General features: G+C 36.2%; 6 protein-coding genes and 1 riboswitch. Of the genes, 2 read left to right on the forward strand and 4 right to left on the reverse strand.

What is annotated here, in order from left to right:
* A complete protein-coding gene (locus tag BJ095_RS14735) occupies positions 1–1,140 on the reverse strand; it encodes a SpoIIE family protein phosphatase (protein ID WP_107936564.1) in 1,140 nt (379 codons plus the stop codon).
* A 279-nt stretch (positions 1,141–1,419) separates the two neighbouring features.
* A complete protein-coding gene (locus BJ095_RS14740; protein WP_107936562.1) occupies positions 1,420–2,691 on the reverse strand; it encodes a DUF5667 domain-containing protein in 1,272 nt (423 codons plus the stop codon).
* Positions 2,692–2,750: 59 nt separating this feature from the next.
* Positions 2,751–2,831, reverse strand: a riboswitch (cyclic di-GMP riboswitch).
* Positions 2,832–3,064: 233 nt separating this feature from the next.
* Here BJ095_RS14740 and BJ095_RS14745 point away from each other — a divergent pair.
* Positions 3,065–4,483 (forward strand): sensor domain-containing diguanylate cyclase, encoded by a 1,419-nt coding sequence (locus BJ095_RS14745; protein WP_107936560.1) that lies wholly within the window; start codon positions 3,065–3,067, stop codon positions 4,481–4,483.
* Between the two features lie 5 nt (positions 4,484–4,488).
* On the forward strand, positions 4,489–4,641 hold the full coding sequence (locus BJ095_RS19520; RefSeq protein ID WP_181418084.1) for a diguanylate cyclase domain-containing protein: 153 nt from the start codon (positions 4,489–4,491) through the stop codon (positions 4,639–4,641).
* Between the two features lie 53 nt (positions 4,642–4,694).
* Here BJ095_RS19520 and BJ095_RS14755 read toward each other — a convergent pair whose 3' ends face one another.
* Complete coding sequence (locus BJ095_RS14755) at positions 4,695–7,904, reverse strand: DEAD/DEAH box helicase (protein WP_107936556.1); 3,210 nt, start codon at positions 7,902–7,904, stop codon at positions 4,695–4,697.
* A 204-nt stretch (positions 7,905–8,108) separates the two neighbouring features.
* Positions 8,109–14,513, reverse strand: coding sequence for a 5'-nucleotidase C-terminal domain-containing protein (locus BJ095_RS19295; protein WP_235867675.1), 6,405 nt, complete (start codon positions 14,511–14,513; stop codon positions 8,109–8,111).
* Positions 14,514–14,800: the final 287 nt, after the last annotated feature.

Here is a 14,800-nt window from a genome sequence, read left to right on the forward strand (position 1 = left end):
TTAAGATTGAATATTTAATAGAACAAGACACATATCATCTGGTTGGTTAGTTTGTTTTTCCTTTGGCAAAAGTTCGTCTAATAGCATTTGAGATCCGCTCCACTTTTGCTGTGTAAGCTTTTTAACTCGATCCTCAGCTTCAAACTCATCAGGATTTATCGCCTCTAGTAAGCCATCAGTAAATAAGACAATCTGAGCCTCTTTTTCATAATGAAGGATTTGTTTTTCCACTTTTATATCATCAAAAAAACCAATGGCGCAGCTTCCTTGATCTAGTGGGATAATTCGATTGTCATCAATATTGACATACCCATGAGGATGTCCAGCGTTAACATACTCAATAGACTTAGCTTCAGTATCTATAACTAAATAGATTGCCGTAAAGTAATATGGAATGGATTCCTTTTCATTATGTAATTGTGCCATATAACGATTAAGCTCTTTTACTACCTCTGCTGGGTCAACTATCTGTTTGATAGCTTCTCTTAATACAGAGGATATAAACATGCATAGCAGTGATGCTGAAATCCCATGCCCCATCATATCTAAAAGAATAACAGCGTAGCGATGATCATTAATCTTGTACCAATAGTACATGTCACCTGCTAAATTAAATGATGGTAGATAGGATACCTCCACCTGTAATTTACTCTCTTTCAGAGGTGGGCTTAGTAGACTCCTCTGTACATTTGTTGCAAGGTCTAGTTCATATTGGATTTTCTTTTCATGCTGAGTATGCCAGTCTAACTCTGCCTTCAAGCGCAAAGCCACTCGAATACGCGCAAGTAGCTCAACCTTATCAATAGGCTTAGTTATATAATCGATACCACCTAAATCCAGGGCTTGTGCTAATTTATTTTTATCGTCTAATGCTGTGACAAAAATAATCGGAATATCCTTATAGCGCTCATTTGCTTTAAGCATTTTACATGCTTCAATTCCATCGATTTCAGGCATCATAATATCGAGCAATATTAAATCTACATGCTTAGTAGATGAAGCAGGTGCATCAAATTGTAGATAGTCAAAAAGCTCATGAGCAGAGGTTAATGAAACACAGTCATTATAGCCCACATTATTTAGAATCTTTTCAATAACAAATAAATTCACTTTATTATCATCGACTAGAAGAATTGTCACTTTTATTTCCCCTATTCCAGTTTTTTTTGGTTCAAAGCATTTAATCTCTCTTAGTAATACAAATATATCTTTTATCTATCTCTATTTTTCCAATTTATTCATATCCTTTTATTATACAAAAATGCTTTTAGAAATCGTAATTAAATGTACATTACAATTAGATTACTAGCTTTCACTTTTATGCTATTTCCCTATAACTTATAAATAAAAACCACTTCTTCCAAAAAATCTGGAGAAGTGGTTCAGCTTTCTGTAGAAATCTATTAAGTTCAAAGAAACTTATTTGTCGTTCCCTTTGCCTTTGTTTTCTTTTTCTTGCGATTTATTTTGACCGTTTTGCGCTTTATTAGCCTCATTTTTTTGCTCTTGTTTTACTGCTTGTTTTTCAGTCTGCTGCTGTTGCTTTTCCACACGGTGTTCCTGTGCTTCAGCTTGCTTTTGCTCCGCCTGTGCTTGCTTTCCTTCTAACTTCACTTGTTGCTTTTCGACTGTTTCTGTCTTTTTCTCTTCACTCTTATTCATTTTTTCAACCGGTTTAGCTACTGGAGTTTGAGCTTGTTTTACTTCTGTTGTTTTCACAGTTGATAAAGAAGATTTCTCTTCCTTCTCAACAGATTTAGCCTCAACAGCTGCTGGTGCTTTTGATGTTTTAGCTTTAACTGATTCTTCTGCTTCAGGATTTTCGCTAGAAGCATCTTCTGTAGTATTTACAGCTTCAGTATTTGTTGGGTTTTCTGCTGTCTCCACTTGTGCCTTTTGCTGCTTTTTCTCTTGTTGAGTTAGCTTTTTCGTTACCTTCTTTTCTAGCTTTTCTTGGGCTTTTTCGATATTTTTAGCAATGGCTTCTTTTGCTTTTGGGTTGCTTACTTTTTCAAGTACTGCTTGTAGTGCTACAATATTCGCTGAAAACTTTGCTATCAAAGCTACACGATCTGAGTCTTCTTCTGTTGTGACTTCTTCATTACCAGCAGTTTCCTCTGTTGTTTCTTCTTGAAGTGTCTCTTCAGTTACTCCCTCTTCTAAAGAAGAATCTTCAACCGATGTCTCTGCATCCTCTAATAAATCAAGCGCTGATTCCTGTTGTTCCAAGGCTTTTTCTAAAGCTTCCTTTGCTAAATCCTCTTCTCCAGCCTCAAATAAAGCCTTTGCTTCAGCAATACGCTCCTCTGTTAAAGCTAATAATATATCTGCTTCCTTTTCTTCATCAAAAGTTATTGCTAGCTTAATGCTTTCAGTAAACTCTTTTAAGAAATAAAGGAAATCCCCTGGCAGTAAAGACGGTTCCTCTACAACTGTCTCTTCTTCTACCGGTTCTTCACCTGTCGTTTCTGTTTCAGAAGTTTCCCCTTCATTAGCTGTTGCATCTGTTTCTACTTCTTCATTTACTTCTTCAGTTGAAACAGGTGTTACCTCTTCTGTTGCTTCCTGTTGGACAACCTCTTGTACTTCCTCGACAGCTTCCTCATCGGCAAAAGCCTGTGTAGATCCTATTACTAAAGTAGCCGCTACAACACCTGTAGTGAAAATATTTTTCAATTTAAAATTAGACATTAAAGTCCCTCCATTTTTTGGAAGAAATTAGAATCACCCTATATGATTCGTATTCTTCATTTGGTAGTCCAGCCATCATAGTTTCCCGTAGATCTGTGACTTTGCGTATCTATCTTTCAATAGATTTGCCTTTTACAAATGAGGAACTTAATCACCGTTCGCATCATTTAATCTAAATATAAGTTATTTAATATAAAAATACTAGATTAAATATTTCCCAATATTATATAGATAATCAACACGATAGTTTAATAATCCAATAGAGGAAAATAAAGGGCAGTATCTTTTTAATATAATCGAATACAATTAAATTTTATATGATAAACTTAGTATGTTTTCCAAGATTAATAAATTTCTATAGGATTGGTATTTTATGAAAATAATTCAATCGAAACAAAAAATTAAACTTACAACATTATTAATGACTCTAATTAGTTTATCAGTACTTTTTACTACTTTTATATTATTATTCGCATCTTATCAATCTGAGAAGAAATCATTATCTGATTCATATTTATCCCTTAATTTCTCAAAGGCAGAAAAATTAAGTAGTTCGGTAAACTCCTTATTCAAACTAATGCGAATGAGTTTACAAGAAACTAGCGAATTTTTAGATCCATCGATGACAGATGATGAAATCCAAAAGAATCTAGAGCTGGTGAGGAATACCAGCCAATACTTCAATTCCTTATTATGGATAGACGAAACTGGTCTTGTTCGTAATGTTACACCTATGATAAAGGGTGTAAAAGGCGATTATTCATCAGAAGTTACAAAAGATGTAGTAAATGCAAGAAAACCGATGCTAACATCACCATTTAAAGCACCTACTGGTCGAATGATTGTTTTAATGAGTGAACCATTTTATGATAATGAAGGTAATTACAGAGGCATAATTGGAGGTTCTGTTTATTTACAAGAACAAAATGTTCTTAATGAAATTTTAGGCAATGATACAATAATCGATAATAGCGGTTCTTTTTACTATGTAGTTGGACCAGAAGGAAAGCTACTATTTCATCCCGATATAAAACGTATTGGGGAAAGTGTAATAGAAAACCCTATTATTTTGAAGCTTTTACAGGGACAAAGCGGTATGCAGTTCGTGAAAAATTCAGAAGGCATACCCATGTTTGCTGCATATAGTTATATACCAGAGATTGATTGGGGTGTAATACAACAAACACCGGCTTCATATGTCGATGCACTTTTAAAAAAACATATTCAAAATTTACTTATAATAATTCTTTTTCCCTTTTCTCTATTACTAATAATCTCGCTTGGTTTTGCTAGAAAGTTGGCTAAACCATTTATTGAATTAGCAGACGTTGTGAATCAATTTGGTAACGATAAGCAAATCCGGCCTCCCACTTTCGAATCACATTGGAATCGGGAAGCAGATCTTTTAACTAAGAGTCTAATTATCGCTATACATGCGGTTGAAAACAATAATAGTCTACTATTAGAACAGTCTATGGCGGATACTCTGACCGGTTTGCCTAATCGAAAGAAACTAAATAAAGTGATTACGAATTTAGCAAATAATGGACAATTGTTTTCTTTAGTTCTAATAGATCTTGATCATTTTAAAGAGATCAACGATACGTATGGACATCAATTAGGAGATGAGGTTTTAAAGTTTTTTGTTAAAATCATACAATCCATATATATAATGAAGGATAGATTTTTCCGTTATGGTGGAGAGGAGTTTTTACTAATTCTTCCAGATACTAGTACCTCTGAGGCATATTACCTTGTGGAAGAGCTTCGTACTAAACTTCTAATACAATAAGTCCAGTGGGAAAACCAATTACTATCTCTATTGGAATTTCAGAGTTTCCATCCCATACCAATTCGTTAGATGATTTGTTTTTATTTGCTGACAAAGCTTTGTACCAATCAAAAGCTAATGGAAGAAACCAAACAACAATATGGCAGGATAAAGTGTAAACTATCAATAAAAAAAGGTTCTACTATCTCATTTCTGAAATAGTAGAACCTTTTTAAATCATCAATATGTCTCTTATATCCTCTTCTGTTAGAGTTGGTGAGACTTTCGCATCTGTCTCAACAACCTCAGAAATAAGATCTCTCTTTTTTCCTTGGAGCACATTCATCTTCTCTTCAATGGTCCCTTTTGCTACCATCTTAATAACCTGAACATCATTTTTCTGCCCCATTCGATAAGCACGATCTGCTGCTTGATCTTCTACAGCTGGATTCCACCATAGATCATACAAAATTACGGTATCTGCACCAGTGAGGTTCAAACCAGTACCACCAGCTTTTAAGGAAATTAAAAAGAGATTTTCTTCCCCATCATTAAATCGATTACATAAATCCACTCGTTCTTCAGAGGGGGTTTGTCCATCCAGATAGAAATACGTTTCCCCACGAATCGTGAGCTCTCTCCCAATAAGCTCTAGCATTTTAGTAAATTGGGAAAAAATCAAAACCCTTCTACCAGATGCTCTAGACTCCTCAAGAATTTGTAGGAGCTGTTCAAACTTGGCAGATCCTCCCTTATAGCCTTCAACAAACAAAGCTGGATGACAGCAAATTTGGCGCAGTCTTGTAAGTCCAGCTAAGATTCGAATTCGATTCTTCTGGAAGGTCTCTTTATCGAGATGCTTTAATGCATCATTTCTTAGCTTAGCTAAAAGAGCCGTATAGAGTTTTTTCTGCTCAGGAAGCAGCTCGGAGATATCAAGCTGTTCATACTTTTCTGGTAGCTCTGGTAATACATCCGATTTAACACGTCGAAGCAGGAATGGTCGTACCCTGCGAGCAATCGATTTTCTTGCTAGATGACTGTATTCCTCAAGCCCCTGGAAAAGCTGTGGGAATACAACATGATAGAGTGACCATAGCTCTTCAAGTGAATTTTCAATTGGCGTTCCTGTTAAACCAAATCTATTTTTGGCCTTTATTTTTTTCACTGTTCGAGCTGTTTGAGTATATGGATTTTTAAAGCTTTGAGCCTCATCAAAAAACACAGTATGGAACGCTTGCTTTTCATACCAATTACTATCTTTTCGCAGCAATGGATAGGATGTAATGATGACATCCACCACATCCACTTCCTGCAATAGCTTTTCTCTCTCCGTCTTTTTTCCATCTATAATTATGGCCTCAAGCTCTGGCGCAAATGTACCGATTTCATGGAGCCAGTTATAGGTTAAAGACGAAGGACAAACGATAAGTACCGGAAGCTTTTGTTCGCGGATATTAGCAAGCTCAGAGACAATGAACGTAATGCTTTGCACCGTCTTTCCAAGCCCCATATCATCTGCTAGAATCCCTCCAAAACCGTAGCTTGCAAGTGCCTTCATCCATTTAAATCCTTGCTTTTGATAATCCCTTAGTATCGCATTTAAACTTTCTGGGACATCAAAATCCAAGCTTTCTGGCTGCAATAATTGATCAACGAATTGTCGGAAGGATTGTTCAGGCGAGAAAACTTCACTTTGATCTATTAAATCAAAAAATTTCAGTCCCTCTATAATCGGCATATCTAAACTAGACTCAAAACCATCCTCCTGAGCTGGAACTGCCGATAAAAAACGGCGCACCTCTTCCATTTCCTTGGATTCTAGCGACAGCAATGAGCCACTCGGTAGACGGTAATATTTCTGTTTGATTTTTAGGGCTTTAAGCATTTCCTTAATGTGCTTATCTGCTATACCGTCCATCTCGAACTTAAACTCTAACCAATCCGTTCTATCTTTTGGAACCTTCACTCTTATTTTCGGAAAGGCATTTTCTCGAACAATACGAACCCGTACAGCAGTAGTTGCATAAACTTGTGCAAGCTTTTGAAGCTTTGGAACAGTGTGATAAAGAAATTCATACTCCAACTCCTCATTTTGCATATAATAGCCGCCTTCAGTAATCGTAAATCCACTGTCCACCATTAGCTCTAAGATTTCATCTTCTTTAGCAAGATCGCGAACTATCAGTGGACCAATAGGGGTTTCACGGCTTTCTAATGGCTGAATGATCATGTTTTCATAATGGAATTCTAGACCTGCAAGTAGTCTATTTTTTAAACGGTCCAGGTAAACCTTAACAACAAGAGGAGTTTTCATAAAACGTTCTGTTACGCCTCTAGATAGCTGTACATTTCCGACTTTTTTCAAGCCTGGCACCACTTTTTTCATAAAAAAATCAATTTGATCTTTATTTATCGGTATGACGTTGGCTGATGGGGCTACCACCATCTTCTTTAGCTGAACTAATCGATCACAGTCCTGTCCGTCTAATTGATAGATTTTGCCCTCACTGAGGACGACATTATAAGCATCAATAATTATTAATTTATTAAACCCCTTCATATGGAGCTGAAAATTTTGCTGATCCTCCACCAAATAAAAGCTTATCGGAGGAGGATCATCCTGAAATTTTAGGCTGGTATAAGAAAAGTCCTCCTGCTCCAATGTTACAAATGGTACGTTTAATAGTATTGGCTTTAGCTTGGTCCATGCAGATGGAGGGATCAGTAAAATTTCTTGACTCACTGTGAACCCGCTCACATCTGATTTTGTCTCTAAATAGACGCTTTCATCATGGGCAACATGAATTAACTGATGAATCAGTGCATCTACTTCAGTTGCAAAGCATTGTAAGTCTGGATTATATTTCACTGATGGTGAGATATAACTATTCTTCCCATTACGAACATCCCTTAAAAACTGTCGGATATCTTGGACCTTTACTGAAGCAATATCTAGTTCAATTCCAAATAAATACTCTTCTTTATGAATTAATAATGGCTTTATATTAAAACGCGCTTCTATCATTTCTCGCTTCTCAAAATGACGCTGATGTCCACTTTTCCGACTCTTTTCCTGAGTAAAAAGTGTCATGAAATCATCTGTTAGCTCATGTTCTTTTGAGCGGTCTATATGTAAATTACTAGGAGCAATCCCTTGTTTCTTCATTTCATAAAGAGAGATTAGTACTGCTGCAATATGCTGACAGCTGTGCCTAAAATTCGGTAGGGTTGGACAACTACAAGAGGCTTGAAATCCACCATTTCTGGCTTTTTCAACCTTGACATGAAAGTCCTCTGTTCCTTTGACTGTAGCCTCGCAAACCTCCGAGGAATGGTTGCTTATTTTAACTTTTCCCGCACGATAAAAAGAGTCCCCTCTTTTAAAGGAGAAGGCACCACACATATCTTTAATGGTTTTTAAATTTAATTGGATATCCATGTAGACTGCCCCTTTCTAGAGTGGTTTTAGATTATTTTAACATGGAATTGGAAAGTGTTCGAGAAATGGAGATAGTATGTAGGAAAAGTACCATTTATATAAAATAACGTCTACAAGACAATCCATAATAATATTAGTTGCCCACTCATAATACATAAAAAGAAGAATCCCAATGGAATTCTTCTTTTCAGCTGAAAATGTTATTTATTTAGTAAAGTCGATTTGTACCATTAGTGGATCATGGTCACTTGCACGGCCAGCTTCTTCAGTAAAGTCAGCATTGACGTGTAAAATATCAAGAATTGACTTCGCTCTTAAATTATCTGATACAAAAATGTGGTCAAGTGCCTGTGAATTACCTTGGTACGTATAAGAATAACGATCATTTTCATTCAAAGTATTAATCATATTAAACATTGATTCATTTTCGCCTTCAAAGATTTGCAGTGCAGGTGTCCATTGGAAGTCATTGAAATCACCAACAGCAACAATATTAGCATTTGGATTCGCTGTTTGAATTGTTTCTACGAAGCCACGCACAACTTGTGCAATATCTTTACGCTGGGCTTCACTTCCTAATACCGCCGGTTGTTGCGTACCAAATAACGGTGAATCTCCACCCTTTGAATTCCAGTGGTTTACAATTACAATGACCTGTTCACCATTAAAAGTGAACTCTGCTGCAAGTGGCTTGCGGCTACTATTAAATGCAGAACTAGTAGGATCAATTCGTCCTGGATTTAATGTTAATTGTCCATCTTCATAAGCTGTTGACTGATTAGCCGTACCAGAAACCGCATTAGCTGGTAATGAAACTCTCTCTGGATTGTATAAGAATCCAACTCGGATATTTCCTCCTGGAGCCCCACCATCTTGATTGTATTCAGGATCAATATTCACATATTTATAAGTTGGACCGCCAGCTGCTATAATGGCATCAATTAGTTTTTGATAGCTTTCGTCTGCAGCAGAAGATCCTGATGCAGTTGCCCCATCATTATCTTGCATTTCTGTTACTCCAATAATATCCGGTGAATTTAATCCATTTACAAATGCTTCAGCAATATTCCTAACTTTAGTTGCATTTGAATTCGCAGAAAAGTTTTCTAAATTATAAGATGCAATTGTTAATTTACCATCAGCTTCTACTATAGAAGTCGTTTCTTTTTGAATATTACCTGCTGTCGTTTTAAATGAAGATTGATCTACGTAAACCTTAAAGTTTGAATATCCATAGTTTACAAAACCAATTACAGGGGCATCTACAGAATCTCCCGTATTAATATTGCCACCATTGCTAACTTCTTTTTCACCATTAAACAGTTTAAATTGGATACGTTCAGCATTCGCGTCATTCTCACCAAGTAATAAACCACCGTTTAATGTTGTGGCTTTTACTTCATCAAATACAGTAATAATTTCACCATACTCTTCTGGAGAAACCACACGTAGTTTCGATGCTGTATCCGCGCCAATCTGTACACGCATCCCCTCTAAGCTTTCCCAATAATCAATTGCATCTGTTGCTGGAGTATAGGTATCAAAACCATTAGTATCAATTTCTGCAGGAATGTCATCAGAAGTAATAATGATTGGTTTTGGTAATTCTGCATTTTCTTCTATAATTTTAATTGAACCCTTTGTTGCATTTAATTCAGTAACAGTTAAATCTGTATAAGCATCAGCATAACCATCAATGCGATACTCATCTACTACACCTGTGATGCTGACTAAATTACCAACCTTAAACGGATAGCTGGTAGCTGCACTTCCAGCAAAAACAACAATACCTTCTGAAGTATTAGGGTCGTTATCTACCTCTGAATCCGGTGTTTGCATATGGAAGTATTGTTGCCCATTTAGTTCATACATTGAAGTAATGATTCCTTCAATACCTTCAACTGCCATACCATTCATCGGTGAAGTATGACCGAGACCCTGGATATCGCTGATAGAGAGATTACCATCATATACATCATATGTGATAGTAAAAGTATCACTATTAGAGAAGCCATCCTTCACCGCTATTGCTTTCAAAGTCGTTTTTTCTTCAATTACAATTGGTGCAGTATATTCAGTCCCTTTATCTACAGTTGGTTCTGAGCCATCAGTAGTGTAGTATATTTTCGCCCCTTCAGTTAAAGTAGTTAACTTAACTTCAGTGCCAGTTGGGATAGAAGTAGATGTTGTAGAAGCCACAACACTTCTTACTTTTGAAGCATCCTCAACTACATCTTCTACACCACGTGGAATAATTTGGAACGCTCCATTGTATTCTTGGATAATACCAGTGATTAGATTATAGGTTTTCCCTGCTTCAAGACCAAGCACAGTATTTTCATCACGTACGATAAACGAAGTACCCGCTTCGTCTTCTGCAGCAAAATTACCTGAGCCATTATCTTTTATTATTTTCACATTTTTAACAATGGCTAACTTTGATTCATTTTCCTCTTTTAAATCAGCACCAGTGTACTCTATTGGTGCAACTTCTTTACTTCCAACACTCTCAACTAATGCTGGACTTTGTAATTGTAACAAACCGTTATATTCAGTCAATTTACCCTTAACAACAATTTCATCACCAACATTAACATTTTCAGCCAAGCCATATAATGCGATTGCTCCCGTTTCATCTTGGATATGAATTGTATTTTTCAACTTCCCTGTAACAACACCTTGAATTTGCACTTCACCAGTTCCTAATGCACGAGCATCCGCCATTGAAATTGTTTCTAATTGTTCAGGAATATACGGATGTGCACCTAAGTTATCAAAAACATCTTTACCTAAGTTTATCCATTCTGTTTCAAATGAAAATGCATCATTAGGATTTTTATCTCCAGATATTATAGATTCTTTACGTACGAGGGTAACATCTTTTGCAAAGTCTGCCGATGAACCAATTTGACCTATAGAATCTATAATTTCTCCATTTTTCTTAAGAACAAATGGATCGTTACCATTATGATTAATAACTGTTGAATTTCCTATACCACCTACACCTGCTAAAGTCTTAATTTCATCACTAGCTTGATTATGATATAAAATTAGTGTTTTACCAGCTTCTAGAGTACCCGTTAAAGTGAGTGATTTCGGATTATCTGCTTTCCCATCAGAATATAGTTCTAAAGAGTATTGTGTTAAATCAAGTGTCTCATTTGAATTGTTATATAACTCTAATGCTTTATTGTAACTTCCGCCCTCAATATATTGAGAAATAATTAAATCTGATTCTTGCTCTGGAACTGGTTCAGTTTCTTTTACATCAACAATTCTTCCTTCAATTTCTGTTGGAATTGTTTCTAGAGATTTTAAGTGGTCTCTGAAGTTCTCCCAGTCAGATAAGCCTAAGTCCGTTACACGACCTTCTTTGTATGCCTCACCAAGCATGTCATAATTATCGCCACCTTTGGCAGTAAAGGCATTTGTTGCAACTGTGTATGTTTCACCATCTTTAATTTCTGTATATGAGCCATCTGCAGTCTTATAAGAAATTGAGATGATACGTTTGCCTTCTTCAGTTACAACGCCATCCTTCGTAGTTCTTGCTGGTTTGGACGAATCAAATTCAATTTTTGCACCAGCTACATGTAAGAATCCACCAAGTTCGTTTGGATATTGGCTTATGCTTAACTCAAAGGCAGCTTTTAGTTCTGCTCCCGTCACATCCATTAATGCAAGAGTATTACCAAATGGTAGTACTGAAATTACTTCACCAATTGTAATTGGACCTGCATTAATGCTTGAACGAATTCCACCACCATTTGTAAATGCCATTACAACATTTTCATCGTATTCTTTCGCTTTAGAAAGCATCCCATCAGTGATTAAATTACCTAATATTGTTTCATTTTTACGTACACTTAGTCCCTCAGGATTTGAGGCTTCGGCGCGAGGATTTGTCAGTGGTTCTGTAAGCGTAACGCCAATTTCAGTCTCATTTAGTTCTTGAACTTTTTCTTTATAAGGCTTTAAAATTTCTACAGCTTCTGCATCTTCTTCAAATTTAGAAACCTCTAACAGCTCATTTTCATACTCTTTTACAATTCCGTTCTCATCGAATGTTACATCCAAAGTCCCTAGGAAATCACTATATTGAAATGCTTGTACAATAACTGTTGGATCCTTTTCTTCCCCAGCTAAATTTTTATCAATTACTACAGCATCATCAAGTTGAGTATGGCTATGTCCCCCAACAATTACATCAATACCAGGTACTGATTGTGCTAAAATTAAATCATTATCAATGGATGCATTATCATCGTAACCAATATGAGTTACAGCGATAATTTTATCTACATCCATATCTTCGAAGGCTTTAACAGCTTTTTCTGCTTCCGCGATATAATTTTTAAAGGCAATACTGCCTGGCGAGGAAATCCCTTTCGTCTCCTCAGTTGTTAGACCAAATATCCCAACTTTTTCACCGTTAATTTCTTTCACAATTCCGTTATAGATTTTACCGTTTTCCGGTTCACTTGAGATTAAATCACTAAATAAGCCAGTAAATTTCTCATCCGGTGTGAAATCAACATTTGACGATACAAATGAGAACTCCGCTCTTTTAACGAAATCAGCCAATGCCTGATGCCCTTCTGGACTTGAACCCAGGTCGAATTCATGGTTACCAAAAGTCATTACATCATAGCCGATATAATTCATTAGCTTTAAGTCTGCTTCACCTTTAAATTCGTTAAAGTAAAGTGTTCCGCTAAATACGTCTCCAGCATCGATAAGCAGTGAGTTTGGTTTTTCTGCTCTTACTTGCTTAACTGCAGTTGCACGTTTTGGCGCCACATCCGTACGACCATGTGTATCATTCGTGTGCATTATTGAAAGCTCGTATTTTGAGTCAATTTCTTGGATTTTATCAAGTGCAGCCTGAACTTTTACTAATCCAACAAAATCAGTATCTCGTGCTCCTGCATTCTTGGCAGCTGAGATTGCGAGCTGAGCAGCTTCAATAGCTGCTTTGACAGTAGCTTTATTCTCTCCAGTGATAGCATCTACTGCTGGGATTGCTGCAATTTTTTGATTTGCAGTATTAATTAATGCTTGCTTTATTTGAGCTGAATTATTGCCACCTGTTGAACCACCTGAGCTTGGAGGCTGAGGAGTAACCGTTGCACCTGTCTCGTCTTTTATGTCCTTAATCTTATCTTTAATAGAGGAATAGTTTGATACAACATCCTCAACTTTAGAGTTTTTCGGAACTACTAATCTATCAATTTGTACATTTACGCCAACCTCGACCTTTGTATCCTTGTTAGCAATGACAAATTCCTTTACCTTACCTGCTAGTTTCAATGCCAGTTCTACTGCTTTTTCAACCTGGACTTGGTCAATTGAGCCAGTACCATTTATTTCAAGCTTTACTGTCACATTAATAGTTACTTTTTCTACATCTGCATTTACTTCTACCACTGAAACTTTTGCTGAAACCTTTACTTCTGGTATTTTTTTATCAGATGTCAGCTGAACATTATTTCGTTCAACTTGAACACCTTTAACTGATGAATTTGTTAAGTTAACTTTTGGTCCTTCATTCGTGTTGGCAACAAAGGAGAATAATGCCGCTACAGGGCTAGATGCTGCATCACTAATAATTAACTGGCCATCTGTAACTAAAACATTAGATGAAAAGTCTTTTGATACTTTATTTGTTAAAATTAAATCGCCTTTTACTTTAAGGTTATTTACTGCAATATAATCTCCATTAACTGTCACATCACCTGCTATTGTTGCATTTCCACCATCAAATACAACAGATGCACCAGCTTTTCCTTCAGCATTTAATGTTAATGCTGTAATGCCAGTAATTTTGCCATTTTGAACTGTTGCAGTCATTTCAGCCCCTTTTAATGCATCGGCATTTTTTGTACTGAAAATTGATTTTAATGCTGCATCAAAAGTTAACTTCCCTTCAGTAGTTTGAAGGCTAGAATTTGATAGATCTTCAATTGTAAACGAAACGGCTTTAGATGCATTCTCAGCACGCAATAAGAATTGTGCAAATTGACCACGCGTTACATTAGTAGAACCGCCAAATGTCGTTTTTGTATTACCAACTGTAATTCCGTTTTCAAATAATGCTGTGATGTATTGCTTGTAGTCTGGATAAATATCAGTAAATGGAGTAACTGCTTCTGAGGATGCTTTTAATTCAAAGGCTTTGGTAAGGATTATCGCCATATGATTCCTGGTGATAGGCTTGCCCGAACCATAAGTGCCGTCTTCAAAACCGTTTATATATCCTGCATTTGCTAACGCTGCGATTGCACCATAATATGGATGAGCTGTTGAAACATCTTTAAAGTTTGGATTTTTTACATTCTTCGTTTCTAGTTTAAGTGCCCCAGCTAAAATAACTGCAGCTTGTCCACGTGTCAAACTATTATATGGTTTAAAATTTCCATCAGGAAATCCCTTTACTAACCCACGATCAACTAGATCAGCTACTGCATCAGCAAAATAATCATCTACTTTTACATCCGGAAAAGTTTTTCCGGCAGCTTCTGTAAGATTTGGTGTAGAAACTACTGAACTCGCAACTATAGTACCTGCTAGAGTAGCTATAAAGTATTTATTATTTCGTTTCTTCGACATAATTTAGCCCCTTTTTATTGGAATATTTTACTACTCAATTACCTTCTCTATATTAATAACTTATTGTGAAAAAAATTACATAGGTATTTTAATATTTTGTAAATTTTCAAAAACTTTTGTTAATAGTAGCTAAATAACTCTTTTAATCTAGCAAAATATTACAAATGAAAAGAACCTAGCACACTATTAAAGTAAAGTGTACCCTTTGTAAAGGACATTTTGAAAAAGAGCCTAGGCAACTTGTTGAAGCTGCTGTCTGTATTTTGCAGGCGGCAGCTTTTTTAAAT

The organism is Ureibacillus chungkukjangi (assembly GCF_003217295.1).
Classification (GTDB): Bacteria; Bacillota; Bacilli; order Bacillales_A; family Planococcaceae; genus Ureibacillus; species Ureibacillus chungkukjangi.